19 protein-coding genes and 1 pseudogene are annotated in these 18,524 nt (G+C 64.3%); 8 read left to right on the forward strand and 12 right to left on the reverse strand.

The window, feature by feature from the left end; genetic code table 11:
- Positions 1–10: 10 nt before the first annotated feature.
- Positions 11–952, forward strand: a complete 942-nt coding sequence (pip, locus tag MO486_RS07960) for a prolyl aminopeptidase (RefSeq protein ID WP_242905910.1) — start codon at positions 11–13, stop codon at positions 950–952.
- Between the two features lie 88 nt (positions 953–1,040).
- Positions 1,041–1,250: pseudogene (locus MO486_RS07965) on the forward strand (alkylphosphonate utilization protein); the annotation flags it as partial.
- On the opposite strand, the gene MO486_RS07970 reads toward MO486_RS07965, so the two are convergent.
- Genes MO486_RS07970 through MO486_RS07985 form a run of 4 tightly spaced genes read right to left on the reverse strand, consistent with a single transcriptional unit; the run spans position 1,237 to position 3,843 of the window.
- Positions 1,237–1,698 (reverse strand): MmcQ/YjbR family DNA-binding protein, encoded by a 462-nt coding sequence (locus MO486_RS07970; protein ID WP_242905911.1) that lies wholly within the window; start codon positions 1,696–1,698, stop codon positions 1,237–1,239. The pseudogene MO486_RS07965 and the gene MO486_RS07970 overlap by 14 nt on opposite strands.
- A 9-nt stretch (positions 1,699–1,707) precedes the next feature.
- Complete coding sequence (locus MO486_RS07975; RefSeq protein WP_242906029.1) at positions 1,708–2,271, reverse strand: NUDIX hydrolase; 564 nt, start codon at positions 2,269–2,271, stop codon at positions 1,708–1,710.
- A 34-nt stretch (positions 2,272–2,305) separates the two neighbouring features.
- Positions 2,306–3,250 (reverse strand): 5'-3' exonuclease H3TH domain-containing protein, encoded by a 945-nt coding sequence (locus MO486_RS07980; protein ID WP_242905913.1) that lies wholly within the window; start codon positions 3,248–3,250, stop codon positions 2,306–2,308.
- Entirely contained in the window at positions 3,247–3,843 is a 597-nt protein-coding gene (locus MO486_RS07985; protein ID WP_242905915.1) for a nitroreductase, read from the reverse strand. Before MO486_RS07985 ends, MO486_RS07980 begins: the two co-directional genes overlap by 4 nt.
- Positions 3,844–3,946: 103 nt before the next feature.
- Between MO486_RS07985 and MO486_RS07990 the strand changes: the two genes are divergently transcribed.
- Together MO486_RS07990 and MO486_RS07995 are read left to right on the forward strand one after the other, a co-directional pair.
- Complete coding sequence (locus MO486_RS07990) at positions 3,947–6,091, forward strand: DUF1631 family protein (RefSeq protein ID WP_242905918.1); 2,145 nt, start codon at positions 3,947–3,949, stop codon at positions 6,089–6,091.
- 129 nt (positions 6,092–6,220) lie between these two features.
- Complete coding sequence (locus MO486_RS07995; protein ID WP_242905920.1) at positions 6,221–7,318, forward strand: NAD(P) transhydrogenase subunit alpha; 1,098 nt, start codon at positions 6,221–6,223, stop codon at positions 7,316–7,318.
- Between the two features lie 64 nt (positions 7,319–7,382).
- On the opposite strand, the gene MO486_RS08000 is transcribed toward MO486_RS07995, so the two are convergent.
- Genes MO486_RS08000 through MO486_RS08010 form a run of 3 tightly spaced genes read right to left on the reverse strand, consistent with a single transcriptional unit; the run spans position 7,383 to position 8,729 of the window.
- Positions 7,383–7,802 (reverse strand): DUF3106 domain-containing protein, encoded by a 420-nt coding sequence (locus MO486_RS08000; RefSeq protein ID WP_242905922.1) that lies wholly within the window; start codon positions 7,800–7,802, stop codon positions 7,383–7,385.
- A 4-nt stretch (positions 7,803–7,806) separates the two neighbouring features.
- On the reverse strand, positions 7,807–8,175 hold the full coding sequence (locus MO486_RS08005; protein WP_242905924.1) for a hypothetical protein: 369 nt from the start codon (positions 8,173–8,175) through the stop codon (positions 7,807–7,809).
- The gene (locus MO486_RS08010; RefSeq protein ID WP_242906031.1) at positions 8,172–8,729 is read right to left on the reverse strand and encodes an RNA polymerase sigma factor; all 558 of its coding nucleotides are present in this window, start codon (positions 8,727–8,729) and stop codon (positions 8,172–8,174) included. The genes MO486_RS08005 and MO486_RS08010 overlap by 4 nt, the downstream gene beginning before the upstream one ends.
- A 54-nt stretch (positions 8,730–8,783) precedes the next feature.
- On the opposite strand from MO486_RS08010, the gene MO486_RS08015 reads away from it, so the two are divergent.
- The 3 genes from MO486_RS08015 (at position 8,784) to MO486_RS08025 (ending at position 11,052) form a co-directional block, all read left to right on the forward strand.
- A complete protein-coding gene (locus MO486_RS08015; RefSeq protein ID WP_242905927.1) occupies positions 8,784–9,104 on the forward strand; it encodes a hypothetical protein in 321 nt (106 codons plus the stop codon).
- A 182-nt stretch (positions 9,105–9,286) separates the two neighbouring features.
- Positions 9,287–9,616 carry an NAD(P) transhydrogenase subunit alpha gene (locus MO486_RS08020; protein WP_242905928.1) on the forward strand — a complete coding sequence of 110 codons (330 nt, stop codon included), beginning with the start codon at positions 9,287–9,289 and terminating at the stop codon, positions 9,614–9,616.
- Positions 9,613–11,052, forward strand: coding sequence for an NAD(P)(+) transhydrogenase (Re/Si-specific) subunit beta (locus MO486_RS08025; RefSeq protein WP_242905929.1), 1,440 nt, complete (start codon positions 9,613–9,615; stop codon positions 11,050–11,052). The genes MO486_RS08020 and MO486_RS08025 overlap by 4 nt, the downstream gene beginning before the upstream one ends.
- Before the next feature lie 170 nt (positions 11,053–11,222).
- Here MO486_RS08025 and MO486_RS08030 read toward each other — a convergent pair whose 3' ends face one another.
- From MO486_RS08030 to MO486_RS08045, 4 genes are all read right to left on the reverse strand, one after another.
- Positions 11,223–11,978 carry a hypothetical protein gene (locus MO486_RS08030; protein ID WP_242905930.1) on the reverse strand — a complete coding sequence of 252 codons (756 nt, stop codon included), beginning with the start codon at positions 11,976–11,978 and terminating at the stop codon, positions 11,223–11,225.
- Positions 11,979–12,011: 33 nt separating this feature from the next.
- On the reverse strand, positions 12,012–12,503 hold the full coding sequence (locus MO486_RS08035) for a hypothetical protein (RefSeq protein ID WP_242905931.1): 492 nt from the start codon (positions 12,501–12,503) through the stop codon (positions 12,012–12,014).
- Between the two features lie 115 nt (positions 12,504–12,618).
- Complete coding sequence (locus MO486_RS08040; protein WP_242905932.1) at positions 12,619–15,645, reverse strand: TonB-dependent receptor; 3,027 nt, start codon at positions 15,643–15,645, stop codon at positions 12,619–12,621.
- Positions 15,646–15,911: 266 nt separating this feature from the next.
- A complete protein-coding gene (locus tag MO486_RS08045; RefSeq protein ID WP_242905933.1) occupies positions 15,912–16,409 on the reverse strand; it encodes a hypothetical protein in 498 nt (165 codons plus the stop codon).
- Between the two features lie 107 nt (positions 16,410–16,516).
- Here MO486_RS08045 and MO486_RS08050 point away from each other — a divergent pair, with 107 nt between their 5' ends.
- Positions 16,517–17,956: a PLP-dependent aminotransferase family protein gene (locus MO486_RS08050; protein ID WP_242905934.1), complete on the forward strand. Its 1,440-nt coding sequence runs from the start codon at positions 16,517–16,519 to the stop codon at positions 17,954–17,956.
- Positions 17,957–17,996: 40 nt separating this feature from the next.
- On the opposite strand, the gene MO486_RS08055 is transcribed toward MO486_RS08050, so the two are convergent.
- Positions 17,997–18,440, reverse strand: coding sequence for a hypothetical protein (locus MO486_RS08055; RefSeq protein ID WP_242905936.1), 444 nt, complete (start codon positions 18,438–18,440; stop codon positions 17,997–17,999).
- Positions 18,441–18,524: the final 84 nt, after the last annotated feature.

Genomic DNA, 18,524 nt, shown 5'->3' on the forward strand with positions numbered 1-18,524 from the left:
AGACCCCGCGATGCGCACCCTCTACCCAGAGATACAGCCCTACGACACCGGCACGCTGCAGGTCGACGATCGCCACGCCCTGTACTACGAACAGTGCGGCAATCCTGAAGGCAAGCCGGTGGTGATGCTGCACGGCGGGCCGGGCGGTGGGTGCAGCGACAAGATGCGGCGTTTCCATGATCCGGCGAAGTACCGGATCGTCCTGTTCGACCAGCGCGGCAGCGGACGTTCGACGCCGCATGCGGATCTCGTCGACAACACCACCTGGGACCTGGTCGCCGATATCGAAAAGCTGCGCGCGAAGCTCGGCATCGACAAATGGCAGGTGTTTGGCGGTTCCTGGGGCTCCACGCTGGCACTGGCTTACGCCGAAACCCATCCGCAATGCGTGACCGAACTGGTGTTGCGCGGCATCTTCATGCTGCGGCGCTGGGAACTGGAGTGGTTCTACCAGGAAGGCGCCTCGCGCCTGTTTCCGGATGCATGGGAGCAGTACCTCAATGCGATCCCGCCGGTCGAGCGCCACGACCTGATTTCCGCCTACCACCGCCGCCTCACCAGCGATGACGAGGCCATCCGCCTTGCTGCCGCACGTGCGTGGAGCGTCTGGGAAGGCGCGACCAGCTTCCTGCATGTCGACGCCGACTTCGTCAGCGGCCACGAGGACGCGGCCTTCGCGCTCGCCTTCGCGCGCATCGAGAACCACTACTTCGTCAACGGCGGCTTCTTCGAAGTCGAGGATCAGCTGTTGCGCGACGCGCACAAGATCGCCGGGATCCCGGGCGTCATCGTGCACGGTCGCTATGACGTCGTCTGCCCGTTGCAGAACGCCTGGGACCTGCACAAGGCGTGGCCGAAGGGCGAACTGCACATCAGCCCGGCTTCCGGCCACTCGGCCTTCGAAGCCGAAAACATCGATTCACTGGTGGCCGCTACCGATCGCTTCGCCTAGCGCGCGCCGCTTAACCAACCCTTCCAAACAATCGTGCGAATGGCGCACGCCTAGAGGAAACAGCATCATGTCGGATAACGAAGAATTGATCGTCAAGGACAGCAACGGCACCCAGCTTCACGACGGGGATTCCGTCACCACGATCAAGGACCTGAAGGTGAAGGGCACCTCGGTCACGCTGAAGCGCGGCACTCTGGTCAAGAACATCCGCTTGACCGACGATGCCGACCTGATCGAATGCAACGTCGAAAAGGTCAAGGGACTGGTGCTGCGCACCGAGTTCCTCAAGAAGGCTTGAGGCGTCCTGTAGGGTGGGCTTTAGCCCACCGCTCTACGTTCTGGTGGGCTAAAGCCCACCCTACGGATTCCATGAATGAAGCAGGCTTGCGCATATCGAGCAGTTCGATCCGTCGACGCTTGCTCAATGAGTTCAGCGCTTTGTTGTAAGACCACTCCACCAGTTCAGCCAGATACGCGGCCGGGACGCTGCGGACATCGACGATCGTCACCCAGTGATACCGGGCGCGAAAGCGGGCGGGCTTGATGCCGGGAATGTCGGTGAGTTCGACGAAGCGATCCGGGCTGACGCGGATGCTGAAGCGCCACCGCTCCGGTTCGCTGGTCTTGAAGTAGGCGAAATTCCTGTCGCCGACCGAATAGACGAGGATGTTGCTTGGATGTCCGAGCAGGCGCGATGTCGCGCCTGGCAATTGCGCACAAAACTTCTTCAGTTGCGCAGTGTCCACCTCGCCGCGCTACCTCGGTTCAGCGAGGGGAGAGCCATCCGGATTTCGCTCCAGCATCCACAGTCCCGCCCACAGCTTCGCGTCCATCTCGTAGCCTTCGCGCATCTTCTGCGCCAGCCAGGCCGGTGCCTCACTGCGCGGGATCGCATGCACGGTGATGTCTTCGTCGCCATCGCCGCCGCCATCGCCTGTCTTGGTGAGATGGGTGGCGCGGACGAAGGCGATGCGCTCGCTGCTGCTGCCGGAAGAAGTGGGGCCGATCATCAGCACTTCGGCGTGCGCGGCGCGCCAGCCGGTTTCTTCTTCGAGTTCGCGGATCGCCGACAGTTCGATTGATTCTGTGGCATCGATATCGCCGACCAAGCCGGCCGGCATCTCGATGGTGTGCTTCTGCAACGGCACCCGGAACTGTTCGACGAACAGCACGCGGTCGTCCGGGGTCAGCGCGACGATGATCGCGGCAAGGCCGCCGGCGTGGGTGCGTTCGGCATACTCCCAGTGATCGCGCACCACCATGCGCAGATACTTGCCCTCGTAGACGGTGTGTGGGGGTGAAGTCTTGGCGTCGGTCATCGCGCCCATCGAAGGTCCTGGAGTCATCCCGATCCTACGATGTTGCAGATGACGTCGCGACCGCCAGGCCTGCGCTTTCGTGCAAGCGCCGACGGGTGAGGGGGCCGAAACGCAGGGCTTCGCACAATGCGACCAAGCTGGCGCCGTCGGCGCCGCCGCGCGCGAAGGCCTCGACAGGCCCAGGATGGGTGCCATCCCTGGTGAGCGGAGCGTCGAGCGCGATGGTGGTCAATTGACGCCAGAGCAATGCCTGCTCGCGATGTGCGCGCAACTTGGTCGCGACCTGTGCTGCGCCGCGGAAACGTAGGAACTGGATTTCGTCTATGCGCAGCAACAGGGCATCGAGGCTGCCGAAATGCGCGAGCAAGATTGCCGCGGTCTTGGCGCCGATGCCGGGAACGCCGGGAATGTTGTCGACGGCATCGCCGGTGAGCGCGAGGTAATCGGCGATCTGATGGGCGTTGACACCGTAGCGCGCCTTGACGCCGCCGACGCCCCAACGCTGGCCCTTGGCGTAATCCCATTGTTCGTCGTGCGTGTCGAGCAGCTGCGACAGGTCCTTGTCGGCGGAGACGATCACGCCGCGGTGGCCTTGTTGGCGGGCAGCGTGCAGGGCGCTCCCGATCAGGTCATCGGCTTCGTAATCGCTATGGGCCAGGACTGCCAGCCCGAGTGCAATGCACAACGCCTTGCAATGCACGAACTGGCGCTTGAGTTCCTCCGGCGCCGGATCGCGATTGGCCTTGTAGGCCGGGTAAAGCGCGTTGCGGAAACAGGAATCGAGTGCCTCGTCGAAGGCAATGACGATGTGGCGCGGACGCTCGCGTTCCAGCAGTTCCACCAGGAAGCGGGCGAAGCCATGCACGGCGTTGGTCGGCCAGCCGTCGGCGTCGTGGAACTCGTTGGGCATCGAGTGCCAGGCGCGGAACACGTACATGCTCGCGTCGACGAGATAAAGCGTCGGCTTGGCGCCACTCATGCCGGTGCCCAATCGGACAGCAGCTGGGTCGGGTCCGGGCGTTCGCGTTCGGGTACCTCGAGTTGCGGGGTGCCGATATGGATGAAGCCGACGATGCGTTCCTCGGTCGACAAGCCGAACCAGCGCATCACTTCCGCGTCATATGCCGGCCAACCGGTCAGCCACTGCGCACCGAAGCCGCACGCCTGCGCCGCCTGCAGCAGGGCGAAGCAGACACAACCTGCGCTGAGCAGGCGTTCCTGCTCGGGGATCTTTTCGTCGGGGCCCAATTTGGCGATCACCACCAAGACCAGCGGGGCGTTGGCGAAGCGTTGGCGATCCTTTTCGAGGATGGCGTCGCCGGCATTCGGATCGCGTTCGAGCGCGCGTGCGACCAGGCGTTCGCCTAGCGTGTGCCGCGCTGTACCGCTGATGCGCAGGAAGCGCCACGGCACGCGCTTGCCATGATCGGGCACCCGTACCGCCGACTGCAGCATGCGCAACAGGGTGGAGTGGTCGGGGCCGGGGGCGGTCAATTGCTTGGCCGGAACGGAGCGGCGGGCATCGAGGGCAGCCAGCGATTCAGGCATCGGTGCGACGAAAGGTTGGGACATTGATCACAGATTGCGAAAGGGGCGTGGGAACTGACGCATCTTGCCACTATGCTCCGATACATGTCGCAATCGGTCGCATTGCGTCGCGCGCGAGGGGAATCAAGTGTCCGGTCATCCGCTAGGTCTCGGTCACACCGAGCGTTCCAATCCAGTCGGCGTACTGGAGGAGATGAAGCGCCTCGCCGTCGAACAACTCGGCGCGGTACCGGGGGCATTGTATGCGCCCGTTGCTGAAGTGCTGGGCGATGCGGCCAAGCGCGACGGCCAATCCTTCGTGCAGCGCAACGATCATGCGGCCCTCCTGGCGCTGCGCCAGCGCAACGCCGCCTACATGATGCGCTTCAGGCAATTGATCGCACAGGGTTTCGAGGAATTCCGTGCGTTGCCACTGCGCACCAACCGTAGCAACCTGCCGCTGGACCTGGTCAACGAAAACCAGCTCGACTACCACTACGCCGGGCAGAAGCTGGCGGAATCCATCGGCCAGCGCTACTCGCGCCAGCTGGAAATGCTCGACGCACGCCTTGAAGCGCTCTCGCAGGAGCTCGGCCAGCCGCCGGCGTCCAATCCGATCGGTGCCGGCCGGCTCGCCGGCGCCTTCATCAGCACGTTCCGCGATGCCGAATTGCCGGAATCGCTGCGTCCGCTGTTGTTCCGCCAGTACGAACAGGAATTGTCACGGGTCCTCGGTGATCTTTACGGCCGCATCAACACCTTGCTGGCCGCTGCCGGTTATGGGGCGAAATCCGGTACAAGTTCCGCCGCGAAAGCAGAATCGCAGCCGAAGTTGCGCTCGGTCGAAACCGAAGCCGACGCGCGTCTGCGCCTGGGCGAACTGCGGGAAATGCTGCATACATGGCGCGAGGGCAGCACCCATAGCCGTCCGGCCTCCGTCGATGGGTCTGGGGAGCGGCGCGGCGCGCAGCGACGCGAGCTGCGTACGGCCGAAGTCGCGAGCGTGGCGGCCCTGCTGCAGCGTGATGCGCCTGAACCTTACGCGCGCGCGCTGGCGGGTGCCGGCAATCTTGCCGACGCGATCCGCGAGCAATTGACCGAAGGTGCGCGCCGGCTCGGCCTGGACCCGGACCAGACCCAGATCGGCGGCAAGGAAAACGACGCGATCGACATGGTCGGGCTGTTGTTCGAATCCTTGTTCCAGACCCACGCCATGCTCGACCGCGCGCGTCGCCTGTATGCGCGCCTGGTACTGCCCTATGTGCGTGTTGCACTCAGCGACGATGGCTTGTTCGTCCAGCGCGAACATCCGGCGCGGCGCCTGCTCGATGTCATCACCGAAGCCTGCGAAGGCAACGATGGCACCACGCCACAGGATCGCGAACTGCTCGAACGCGCCGCCGGTGTCGCTCAGCGCATCGTCGCCGACTACAACGAGGACCTGGAGATCTTCGCCCTCGCCAGCGACGAACTCGAGGCTCTGCTGGACCAGCAGCGCAAGCGCGTCGACATGCTGGAGAAGCGTTCCGCCGAGTCGGTGCACGGTCGCGAACGGCTGCTGCAGGCGCGGTTGCAGGCCGGTGCAGCGCTCGGGCAACGTGTCGGCAAGTCGACACTCACTGCTGCTGTCTCCGATTTCCTGATTGAACACTGGCAGCACCACCTGGTGCAGACGCTGCTGCGCGACGGGCTGGGTTCGGCCAAGCACGCCGACGTGGTGGCACTCGCCGATGCGCTGGTGGTGGTCGATAACATGTCCGCGCAGGGGCGCGGTGCGGTCGTTGCCGACCGCCTCATCGCACTGCAGCCGGCGATCACCGAATGCCTGGCGAGCTGCGGCCTCGACGAGACCGTTTCGCAGGAATGGCTGGCGGGACTGGTGCGTGCATTGGCGCAACCGGACCTCCCACGCATCCTGCGCCAGCTGCCGCCTCCGCAAGTGGCCGACGACGAGGCCGAACAAAGTCAGCTGCGCGTCGTCGGTGGCCATGCTGGCCTCGACTTCGACCCGCAAGTCGCCGAGCGCATGCGTCGGCTGACGCCAGGCGAATGGCTGCGTTTGCTCGACGCGCAGGGTGAGCACGTTGCGGTCAAGGTCGCCTGGATCAGCCCACTGAGTGCGCGCCTGCTGCTGGTCAACCGGCGAGGCGTTCGCGTGCTGGTCGCCTCGGCCGAGCAACTCGCGTCGCTGGTCGCGCAGGGCCGGCTGGTGGTCGGCACCGAACAGGCGCCGTTCGACGAAGCCATGCGCCAGATGCGGCAACGACTGAGCCGCGCCGTCGGTCAGAACTAAGGATGCGTTGAGCAGGTCCGTCTCCGGACTTGTTTCAAACGTTACGGGTCCGGTGCATGCCGGACTCGCATCCGATGCGCCATCGCCCGATTCCCGCGCTACGATGCCGGGATCACAGGGAGCGAACACATGGCGGTCACGATAGGCGTTGCGCGCGAATCCGCGCCGGGCGAGAAGCGCGTCGCACTGACGCCAGAAACCTGCAAGAAGCTGGTCGCCACCGGCGCCGCCGTGCGCATCGAGCGCGGCCTCGGGCGCAACGCGCATTTCCCCGACCAGGCCTATGCCGATGCCGGCGCGCAGCTGGTTGATTCCGTTGCAGCGGCGACGGGCGATGCCGACCTGGTGCTGTGCGTGCAGCCCCCGGATCCCAGTGCGATCGCGCAATTGAAGTCAGGTGCGGTACTGGTTGGCACCCTGCAGCCACAGTCTGATGCATCACGCGCCGATGCGATCACTGCGCGCGGCATCGTCGCCTTCCCGTTGGAGAAACTGCCACGCACCACCCGCGCGCAGGCGATGGATGTGCTCAGCTCACAGGCTGGCATGGCGGGTTACAAGGCCGTGCTGATCGCCGCTCAACTCGCGCCGCGCTTCTTCCCGATGCTGACCACCGCCGCCGGTACGATCCGGCCGTCGAAAGTATTGATCGTCGGCGCCGGCGTCGCCGGGTTGCAGGCGATCGCCACGGCGAAACGCCTCGGCGCGCAGGTCGAAGGCTTCGACGTGCGCCCGGAAGTGAAGGAACAGATCGAATCCCTCGGTGGCAAGTTCCTCGACCTCGGCGTCAGCGCCGTAGGCGAGGGCGGCTACGCGCGTCCGCTTACCGACGAGGAACGCGCCGAGCAGCAGCGTCGCCTCGGCGAACACCTCAAGAACATCGACACCATCGTCTGCACCGCCGCCGTGCCTGGCCGCCCCGCGCCGAAGATCATCAGTGCCGCGATGGTCGCCGGCATGAAACCCGGCAGCGTGATCGTCGACCTCGCCGCCGAAACCGGCGGCAATTGCGAACTCACGCAACCGGGGCACACGATCGAATCGGCGAACGGCGTCACCATCGCCGGCCCACTCAACCTGGCCAGCAGCGGCGCGCTGCATGCCAGCGAGATGTACGCGCGCAACGTCTACAACTTCGTCAGCCTGCTGCTGAAGGATGGCGCGCTCGCATTCGACTGGAACGACGAGTTGCTGGCGAAGACGGTGTGGCCCGAGCGCAACGCGTAGGGTGGGCTTTAGCCCATCGATCATGTGCGACGAATTGGCGGTGGGCTAAAGCCCACCCTACGGGTTATCGCTTCGGTGAATTCGCCTCGATCCACACCTTGCGTTGCTCCGGCGTCATCGCCTTCCACTGCTCGCGCAGGGCCTTGCGCTGTTCCGGATCGAGCGTGCGCATCTTGTGGAACAGCGCGCGCATTTCCTCGCGCTTCCCGGCGTCCATGTGCGACCAGCGCTTCATGCCGTGGTGGGCCCGCTCCCGCTGTTCAGGTGTCATCGTCTGCCAGCGTTGCGCATGATTGAGCATGCGCGCGCGCTGCGCGGGATTGGCGTTCCAGCGTTCGCGGACCGGGGCAACCAACAATTCTCGTTCGGCCTGGCTGAGCTGCTCCCAGGCCGGTGGGACGGCGGTCGTTTGCGCAGGTTGCGCCGCGAACGCCGGGGCGGCGCACAGCGCCAGCAGCAAGGTGGAAAGACGGATGCGGTGCATGGTGTTACTCCGAGGCAAGGGTGACGGCATCGTTGGACGCCAGCCATAGGTAAAGTTCGGGGGTTTCGTCGAGCGCGGCATAGGCGTCGTCGACGTCATTGGTGTCGCTGGCGACAACGGCCGTGGTCGCGGGCGCGACCTCGGGTTGGCGCAGCTGCAGGCCGAGTGCGAGCACGCCGATCGCGCATGCGGCGGCCAGCGGCCAGGCAAACGCACGCATCGGCGCCGATGCGCGCGGAGACAACGCAGTCTTTCGGCGCTGCTGCAATTGCGCCAGCGTGCGTGGCGAAAGATTCGCCAGGGCCTGCGCGTGGCGGAGGCGGAGTTCGCGATCCAGATCGCTACCGTTCAAGCCGTTGTCATGGGCGCTCATCGGAATTCCTCCAGTTGCCGCTGCAGGGCGGCGCGTGCACGCGAAAGATGGGTCTTGACCGAACCTTCGCTGCAACCCATTGCCCTCGCCGTGGCGGTGACATCGAGCTCCTCCAGCACGCGCAGGGTGAAGGCTTCGCGCTGGCGTCCTGGCAGTGCGCGCAATGCTTCGGCGATGCGCGAATACGCCTCGCGCCCGTCGTGCTTGCGCGCGGGATCGGGGCCGGCATCCGCCCAATCGATCGTGTTGTCGTTGGCGTCGGATTGCGGCGACAACCAGCGCAGCCGGAACACCCGCCGCCGCTGCACGTCGATGATGCGGCTGCGCAGGATGCTCCAGAACAGCGGTGTCCATTCGCCGGGAGGACGCCCGCGGTAGGCGAGCATCTTCGTCATTGCGTCCTGCACGGCATCCAGCGCGTCATCGCGCTGGCGCAGGCCGAGCTCGGCGAAGCGGAAGGCACGCGTGCCGATGCCGGCGAGGAATTGCTCCATAGAGGCAGCTTCCAGTGTCGTCGGTTCGCGGATGGTTGCAACCGGAACGGTCGCAGCCACTGCGGTGTCGTCGGCATCGGCGTTCACGCGTTGCAGCATACGGGTGCCGGCTTAATGCCGACGATCCCAACGCCGGTCGAAGCGTTCGCCGCGGCGGTCGAGGCGGTTGTCGATACGGTCGCCACGCCGATCCAGACGGTTTTCGATGCGGTCGCCCTTGTTGTCCAAGCGAGTCGCAAGGCGTTCATGGCCTCGGTTCTCAGCCCGTTCGGCACGGCGATCGAGACGTTCATCGATGCGGTCGCCGCGTCGGTCGAGGCGGTTGTCGATGCGGTCGCCGCGGTTGTCCAAACGGCGTTCGACGCGGTCGCCGCGGTCGCCGGCGGTCGCGGCGCCGGCAGCCACCAGCAAGCCCAGTCCCAGTGCCATTCCTAGCCCGGCTTTCATGACGCCGGCTTTCGTGGTGCTTGCCCTCATGATCCCAGCTTTCATGTGGAATTCCCTCGGCGCAGGCCAACCCTGCGAGGGAGAGAACGCCGCGCCGTGCGATCGGTTGACGGCGTCCCCGTGGCGTTCAGGGATCGTTATGATGGCCGGACGCGATCAAGGGGTGGCATATGGCTGACGGATTAGGGGCGCAGGCTTTTGTGATGCTCTACATCTTCATGCTGGCGGCGATCGCCGGCCACGTGATCATCTCGCGGGTGCCGACGATCCTGCACACGCCGCTGATGTCGGGTTCCAACTTCATCCACGGCATCGTGCTGATCGGCGCCATGGTGGTGCTGGGACATGCCGACACCACGCTGGAGAAAACGATCGGCTTCCTCGCCGTCCTGCTCGGCGCGGGGAATGCCGCCGGCGGTTACGTCGTCACCGAGCGCATGCTCGACATGTTCAAGTCGTCGAAGAAGCCCGCTGGCGACAAGCATGGAGCGAAGCCATGACCTGGCTGCCACTGTTGGTGAAGGCCAGCTACTTCGTCGCCGCCACACTGTTCCTGCTCGGCCTGCAACGCATGGCCTCGCCGGCGACCGCGCGCAGTGGCATCCAGTGGGCCGGGCTCGGCATGTTGATTGCGACGGTCGCGACGATCGCGCTGCCGGGCCTGCACAACCTCGGCCTGATCGTGCTGGCGACCGTCATCGGTACGGCGACGGCCTGGATCTGGGGCAAGAAGGTCGCGATCACCGACATGCCGCAGATGGTCGCGTTGTTCAACGGCATGGGCGGCGGCTCCGCAGCGGCGATTGGTGCGGTGGAATTGCTGAAGTATTCGGCGCTTCCTCCGGCGGGCGCAGCGGTCGAACGCCTGCAAGGCCAAACCGGCGATGTCACGCAGCCAGCGACGATCACACTGGTGCTCGCTGTCCTCGGCGCGTTGATCGGTGCGATATCACTGTCCGGTTCGGTGATCGCCTGGGCCAAGCTCGATGGACGCATGGACAAGCGCTACATCTTCCCCGGCCAGAAGCTGTTCAATGCCGCAGTGTTCGGTAGCGCGGTCGTGCTCGGCGCGATCGTGGTCCATTCGCTCGGCGTGCCGGCGACCGTCGCGTTCTTCATCGCTGCACTCGCGTTTGGCGTGCTGATGACGTTGCCCATTGGCGGCGCCGACATGCCGGTCGTCATCTCGCTGTACAACGCATTGACCGGCATCGCGGTTGCGTTCGAAGGCTATGTGCTCGGCAACGAGTCGTTGATCATCGCCGGCACCATGGTCGGCGCGGCCGGTATGTTGCTGACGCGCCTGATGGCCAAGGCGATGAACCGCTCGATCAAGAACGTACTGTTCTCGAATTTCGGCGGTGGCGGCCAGGCGCAGGAAATCTCCGGCGCGCAGAAACCCATCGAGGCCGGCGACGTCGCCGCGATGATGGCCTATGCCGAGCGCGTCGTGATCGTGCCCGGCTACGGCATGGCGGTGGCGCAGGCGCAGCACAAGATCTGGGAACTGACGCAGCGGCTGGTCGAGCGTGGCGTGAAGGTGAAGTTCGCGATCCACCCGGTCGCCGGGCGCATGCCAGGGCACATGAACGTGCTGCTCGCCGAAGCTGGCGTGCCCTACGACCTGATCGCCGACATGGACGACATCAACCCCGAGTTCCCGAACACCGACGTGTCGCTGGTGATCGGCGCCAACGACGTGGTGAATCCGGTCGCGAAGACCGATCCGGCTTCGCCGATCTACGGCATGCCGATCCTCGACGTGAACAACTCGAAGAACACCATCGTCATCAAGCGCGGCAAGGGCACCGGTTTCGCCGGCATCGAGAACGCGCTGTTCTACGCCGACAATACGCGGATGCTGTACGGCGATGGCGCCGAGATGGCGAGCGCGCTGGTCAGTGAACTGAAGGCACTCGATAGCGGCGGTCACTGAGGAGCAACCCGGAGGGCCGGGCCTGAGGCCGCGCGATGCCGCGTCATCGCTCGGTTGCGTATCGACATACGCGCCCTCGCTCTTCCTTGCCTCGCACGCCCTCAGGCCCGGCGCGACCTGCTCGGATAGCGTTAACAGGGCCCTAGTCCGCCGCGGTTGTCACGCGATGCTTACCTGGTCGGCTTCGGGTAACTCGCAGCCACGATCCACGCCGCACCGCACAATGCCACCGCTACGAACAGATTGGTCATTTCGGGCCGGTTCCCGATATCGGGCAACACCCGAGGGACGTGCAGGATCAATGCCCAGCTGCCATACATCGCGCCGGCCAGCAGCGCGGCCAGGCGCGCCTGTATTCCAGTCAGCACGGCCAGGCCTGCGGCCAGGTGCGCAGCACCAGTGAACCAGGCCCAGAACAATCGCGCCGGGATCCACGCCGGGACTATCGTGGCGACGAAGTCGGCATAGATGAAATGTGTTGCCGCGAATACCGGCAGCGAAACGCCGAAACAGAGGCGGCCCACTCGAATCAGCTTGTCGTTGGTATCGCCCGTGACACGTTGCGATGCAGACAGGCCCGCCAGCACGAGCGAGGCGCCAGCCAGTGCGAACGTCTCAAAAAAACGGACCCATGCAGTGCCGTTTCGCGGTTCTGCGATCACGATTGGCGCGTGGATCAACACGCACCACAACAGGAACAGCGCGGCCGATCCGAAGGCCGCCCAGCGAGTGGTGCGGTCGATCAGCAGGCACGCCCCGAGTGCCGTCAACAGGAATCCAGAGAGCTGAGCCCACCAGTGCGTCGTAGTTGGACTGGGCAGTGGTTGCAGGCCCGAGACGTAGTCGCCATGGAGCAGGCTCAGGACGCCGAAGACGAGGACGCCGACGGCGACGCAGATGCGGCCGGGTGTGAGTGGGAAATTCATGGTTCGCATGTTGGAGACACCTGCCAGGTAGGTTTAATCGCGACGCAGCGCTCGCCGGGCGAACCACGCACAGATGACGCCGAGCAACGCATGCACGACGATGCTGCTGGCGACCCAGTCGAGGTGGAACTTGCCCTGCGTCGCCGCCGACAAGGGCACCACCACGTATTGCATGAAGACGTAGAGGAACAAACCGTAGGCCAGGCCATAGGCGATCGGCCGTTGCGACAACACGCGATATCGCTTGGCGACCAGGTAGTAGGCCAACACCATCGTTGTGGCGATGAAGTAGTGCAGGCCCGCACCCAGCCACGCAGTTGCGATACCACCATTGAAACTCGTCTTGCCCAGCAACCCCGCAGCGATCGACTGGAAGATCCGGATCGCTGGAACGTCGCGTAATCCCCAGAAGATGGTGGCGAATATCGCATCCAGTGTGCCCACCGCCACGCCGCCTAAGGCGATCGCGGATGCCGTGTTCCCCTTCCTCCCGGGCATCGCGGTGATTCCGGTATGCGTATCCATGTCCGTCTCCATGGTGGCTGATAAAAAAACCCCGCAGCGGCGCTTCTAAAGCCGCTGCGGGAATTCGGGGGTTACAACAATGGCACCATGAATGGCGCTCTATGGGGGAGTCGCATCAGAAGTCGTACTGCACCATGAAGCGGACGGAGCGCGGGGCCTGGAACGAAAACGGCACCATGTGGGTTGGGGAGGGGAGGCCGGAGGCCCGGATCTCGGCTTGCTCGTTGACTGACGTCACCTTCCGCGAATTGAATACGTTGAAGATATCCACCTTGAACTGCAGGCCAGGGGCGAACGTAGGTCGATAGGCCACGTTCACGTCCAGCGTCGTGGTCCATGGCAGGCGGCCCGCGGTGCCGCGCGGCCGGCGGACAACGGTGTTGTCGTCTAGGCCACCGAGCGCGGTGGTGCCGCAGCGCATGAACGATGATCCGTACGGGTGCGGGCTGTAGTTCCGGGCATCACCCGGATCGTTGAAATCGCCGTCGCCATTCGCGTCGACCGGCGGGAGCGGATTCCGGTCCAGCACGCCGAAGCAGTTGAGCGGCCGGCCGGACTGCACCAGCAGGTTGCCGCCGACCGACCACTGTTCGCTGATCTCGTAGTTGCCGAACAGTTTCAAGGTATGGCGACGGTCGTTGGGCAGGTAGCCGTAGGTGTCGACGGTCAGCTCGGGATAGTCGAAGTCTTGGGTGACGTTGACATCGTCCTGGCCGATATCCGACTTCACGCCGCCTTCAGTGTTGCCCTTGCTCTTCGCATACGTATACGAACCCTGCAGGAACACCTTGTCCCAGTTGCCATCGAAGAAGAACTCGACGGCCGCATACTTGCGCTTGGCCGGCGGGCTCAGGCGATCAGCTGGGATGGTGTAGCTGCGCAGCGTACCGTCGTTCTCCACATCGGTGAGGAAGATCGCATCCTTGCCGGGATTGAACAGCCGGCAATACGGGAAACCCGCCCCCGGGATCACCGGCACCAGGTCCGGGTCCTGCTCGGCGATCGCATCCAGCACGGCGGTGTAGTCGCAGGTGTCGTCGATCGCGGTTTTGAGGTCGCGATAGATGCCGCGCACGCCGAGCGAGAAGTGGTCGCCGAGTTGCTTCTGGAAGCCGAGGATGTATTCATCCTGATACATCGGTTCCAGGTTCTGCGCAGCAATCGTCGCCGCCGTCTTGGCGCCGCCGAACTCGGCGTTGAGGTACATGAAATCGCCGTTGGACACCGGGTTGATCGGCACGCCGGTATTCGGATCAACGCCGGAGAAACTGAACGTCTCGATGCTGAGGATCGACGCACTGGCGCCACGGACCGCGACGCTGGCAGTCAACGGCAGTGCATAGCGCCCGGCGTTGCCGAACACCTTGAAGGTCGAGTCGCCGTTGACGTCCCACGAGAAGCCGAGGCGCGGGCCGAACTGGTTCTTGATGTCGACATAGGCCTCGCCCTGGCCATTGATGTTCTTGAAGTTGTCCCAGCGCGCGCCGAGATAGGCGATGAAGTTGTCGGTGATGTTCCAGCTGTCCTGGATGTAGAACGCCTCCTGTTCGATATTGAGCGTGGCGCCCTGGGCAACGCGTGTTTGCTGCACGTTGTCGACGCCGCCGCCCACTTCGAAATAAGTCCACGAGGACCCACCCTGGCGTGCTTCACCAGCGATGGACTCGTAATCCTCGGTGTCGTAACCGAAGCGCAGCAAGTGGTCGCCCAGTTGCCACTCGGCATCGATGCGGAACTGCTTGCGGGTATCTGCGGAATCGGTGCGTTCGATATTGAGGCCGAGGTTGCAGTTGCTGCCGTACGTGCCGGTGACTGCCTGGCGCGCCGCCGAACGTCCGTCGGCGATGGCCGGACAGCCTGTGGCGCCGGCCTGGATATTGCCGTTGTAGGTCACTTCGGTGCCATCGGCGCCGCGCAGGCGCTGCCCGCGGGAGAACTCGCCGTAGCCGTACAACGCCGACAAGGTGAGCGTGTCGGTGAGATAGCCGGTGTACTTGAGGATGTAGTTCTCGCCGCCATCCTCCGCGAAGCTGGTGCCGACGAACGGACCCCGCTCGATCACGCCGGGTCGGTTTTCATAGATGTCGATTTCGGTCTCGGTTGTATCCGAAAACGCAGTGAACTCCAGGGCGTGGTCGTCGCTTATGTTCCAGTCCATCTTCAACAGCCACGTCGGGTCCTCGGTTTCGGTATGCGTGTTGCCGACCGAGGCGACATTGCCCCAAGCGTCGGCGTCACCCACGCCGTACGAAATCAAGCCGTAGGCGAACAGGCGATCCTTGATCAACGCGCCGCTGGCCCAGACCGAAGCGGTCAGGTTCTCCTGGGTGTCGTGCGAGTTGTCCTCGCGCAAGGTGCCGTTCTTCAAGTAGGTGTTCGGTGTGTCCTCGCGCAGGTCTTCCGGCAACCAGAAGAGGTTGCCGCCCGCATGGAACTCGTTGGTACCACGCTTGGTGATCTGGTTGACCACACCACCCAGCGAACGACCGAACTCGGCGCCGTAGCCGCCGGTCTTGATCTGCTGCTCCGCAATCGCCTCGAACGGCACCGCGCCGAAGTTCAGGTTGCGGAACGAGTTGGTGATGTTGAAGCCGTTGATGAAGTACTGGTTCTCTGACACCGACGCGCCGCCGAACGAGGCCAGGTTGCCGAATGCGACGTCGCCACGCACGGTGCCCGGTGCCAGCAGCGCGACGCTGGTGGTGTCGCGCGCGACCGGGATCTTCGCGATCTGCTCGGCGGTGAGGATCGTGGTAGATTCGACCGACGACACGTCGATCGGATTGATCGCACCGGTGCCGACGACGGTCACGGTGTCGAGGGTGTTCGCACCGGCAGCGGTGACGTAATCGACGTTGGCAGCGGTGCCGACGTTGACGGTAACGTTGCGCGGATTGGCGCCGTTGCGGGTGACGGTGTACTGACCCACCGGCAACTGCGAGAAGCGATAGTTCCCGTCGGCACCAACGGTGATGGTGCGCGAGAAACCGGTTGCCGGATTCTCGATAGTGATGGTGTCGCCGGAAGCTGCCTGACCGGCAACTGCACCCGCGGTATTGGTTTGCGCCTGGACGCCAGCCGAAAAGCACAGTCCCAGCGCAAGGCATAGGGCACTACGGCGCAATGTGTGACGGTTACTCATGAGCGTGGACTCCCCCGAATGGAAAAGTGATGGAGTGGGCGTCACGCCGACGACCGATCGCGGCCTCGCGTAACGAAATCCAAACTATTCGGGGCGTTGGTTGGCGGCGAGAGCCAATATCGGCGTGTTCGCGAGAACCATTTCACGCGACAACAGTCAGCGCGCGCATGTTCGGCGCGCTATGTTCTGCAGCACGGACAGTGCTGCTCGTGCGGGTATTGATCGTGACGGTGAACGCTTGCGTCGCTGGTGCCAGCGACCGAAATCTAATGAGGAGATTGGCCCCAATGCGCAAACAACGCGCAGGGCACTCCGATCAGGAACATGTGGATCAGCAGCAACGTGAACATCCAGTCGTAATGCACGATGTGCCATGTGGGGTCGATCGCAAGCGGGATCAGTACCCATAGCAGTGTGTACAGGAGTGCACCGTACGCCGCGCCCCAGCGTAGCGGTGCGCGTAGCAGGGCCGGATAGCGTTCGCTGATGTATCCAAACCCCGCGACCGATAGCGCCGCCATCGTGTACAGCACGACGAGGCCGAACAGGACGCCGGATACACCAAGCGAATAGGCTTTGGGTCCAAGCAACAAGGATGCCGACCCCTGTGCAACACGCCAGATCGGAACGTTACGGAACGCCCAGTACAGGCCGCAGGACGCCAGGTCCAGGGTGCCGACCACCAAGGTCGCTTGGACCAGGGGCGATAGACGAGCGGGAGTCGACAGGTCGGGGATGTCGGCGTAAGTGTTGGCGTGGCGCATGAGTGGCTCGCAGTCCATCCGCAATTGGTCCTATCAGAATCCGGTGATTTGGTCCTAGCAAGGTCCAATTCGGTACGCTCCAATGGGTCCAATCTGGAGGACGACCCATGCACCTACTGCTTGATGGCCGCGGTCCGCTGCATGCCCAGCTCACCCGTGCACTCAAGACCGCGATGGTCGCAGGTCGGGTCAGCCAGGGCAGCCGGCTGCCGCCCACCCGACTGTTGGCGCGGGAGCTGGGCGTCTCGCGCAACACGGTGCTGACCGCCTACGAGCAGTTGCGCGCGGAAGGGTTCGTCGATGGCCGCATCGGTTCCGGCAGTTACGCAACCCTCCCGTTGCTGACAGTGGCGGCCAACGACCCACAACCGCTGACGTCGCAACCCCAATCCAATTTTTCCAGGCGCGGCCGGATCGTGCACGACCATGCGCGCATACCCGGACGCCGCGTGGATGGCGTTCGTTATGCATTCCAGTACGGCATGCCGCTGGTCAATCCGGCGCTCGCCACTGCCTGGGCGCGCGAACTGGCGCATGCAGCCGCCTACACGTCGCCGAATTACCCGTACACGCAGGGGTTGCCAGCGCTGCGCGAAGCAGTCTGCGACTACCTCGCACGCCGACGTGGCGTCCAGGCGACGCCCGACGATGTCCTCATCGTCAACGGCACCCAGCAGGCGATGGCGTTGACCGCGCGCGTACTGCTGAACGAAGGCGATCGCGTCGCCGTCGAAGAGCCCCAGTATTTCGCCATGCGCGAGTTGCTGCAGATCCACGGCGCGCATCTGACGGGTGTGCCGGTAGACGCCGAGGGCCTGTGTTGCGACGCATTGCCATCACGTTCGCCGCAATTGATCTACGTGACGCCGTCGCATCAGTTCCCGAGTGGTAGCGTGCTGTCGTTGTCGCGGCGCATGGAGTTGCTTCAATACGCCCGCCACAACCAGAGCTGGATCTTCGAAGACGACTACGACGGCGAGTTCCGTTACGACAGCCAGCCGCTTGCGGCGTTGAGATCGCTCGACCACGACGGCCGCGTGATCTATGTCGGCACGTTCTCCAAGACGTTGTTTCCGGCATTGCGCCTTGGGTATCTGGTCATGCCAGCGGCGTTGCGGCAGGACTTCATCACCGCCAAGTGGACCCAGGATTTCGGCTCGGCCCCGATCGAACAGGCGGCGCTGGCGAGCTTGATGGCGAACGGCGGCTTCGAGCGGCACCTGCGGCGCGCCAGCAAGATCCTGCGCGAACGACGCGCTGCGTTGCTCGATGGTTTGCGCGCGCTCAGTGCCGGTCGTCTCGAAATCGCCGATTCCCGCGCCGGCATGCACCTCGTAGCCTGGCTGCGCGACAAGAACGCGGCCGATGGCGAAGCCATGATTGCGCATGGGCAACGCCTGGGGCTGGGCTTGCACTCCATCAGGCCGCATTACCTCGATCCACCGGACCGCGCCGGCCTGCTGATGGGTTACGGCGGCATGTCGGTGACGGAAATCCAGGAAGCGCTGGTGCTGTTCTCGCGCTGCCTCGATGCGGCTTACGCGTAGGGCCGGGCGCGGCTGTCGTGCCGCGCCCGGTCATGCCCTGTCACGGCAGGCAGATTTCGCCGGTGACCTTGGTGGTGATGACTCCGCCGGCCCGCGTGCCGCTGACGAAGAAGAAGCCGGTCGCGCCGGCGAATTCACCGGTGCCTTCGACGATCTTCTGATACGCGGTTACAACGCCAGGCGGGACGATGCCGGCTTCGCGCATCAGGAGGTTGCCACTGGCGGTGCGGTATTCGAAAGGCCCTGCATAAGGCAGTGCATCGGGGGCGCCTGACGGCGCAGTACCGGAGCTGTTGCCCCTGAAGTGCGTCGTGCCACGCAGACCGTGGTTACCGTCGACGACGCCGAGGAAGCAGTACGTCAGTCCGGGATTGCAGCCTTCGGTGGCAAACACTTCGACGAGGTCGGCTTGGATCGGCTTGCATTCTTCGGCGTGAGCAACGGAGGCGGCGAGCGCGAAGCAGGCGACTAGTGCGAGTTTCATGGCGGATCTCCATTCAGTTGGCGGGACGTCTACAGCGTCTCCACGCTAGTCACGCTCGCGGTGCGCCATCAGCGCCAATTGCAT

It is taken from the genome of Lysobacter sp. CFH 32150, assembly GCF_022758295.1.
Lineage (GTDB): Bacteria > Pseudomonadota > Gammaproteobacteria > Xanthomonadales > Xanthomonadaceae > CFH-32150.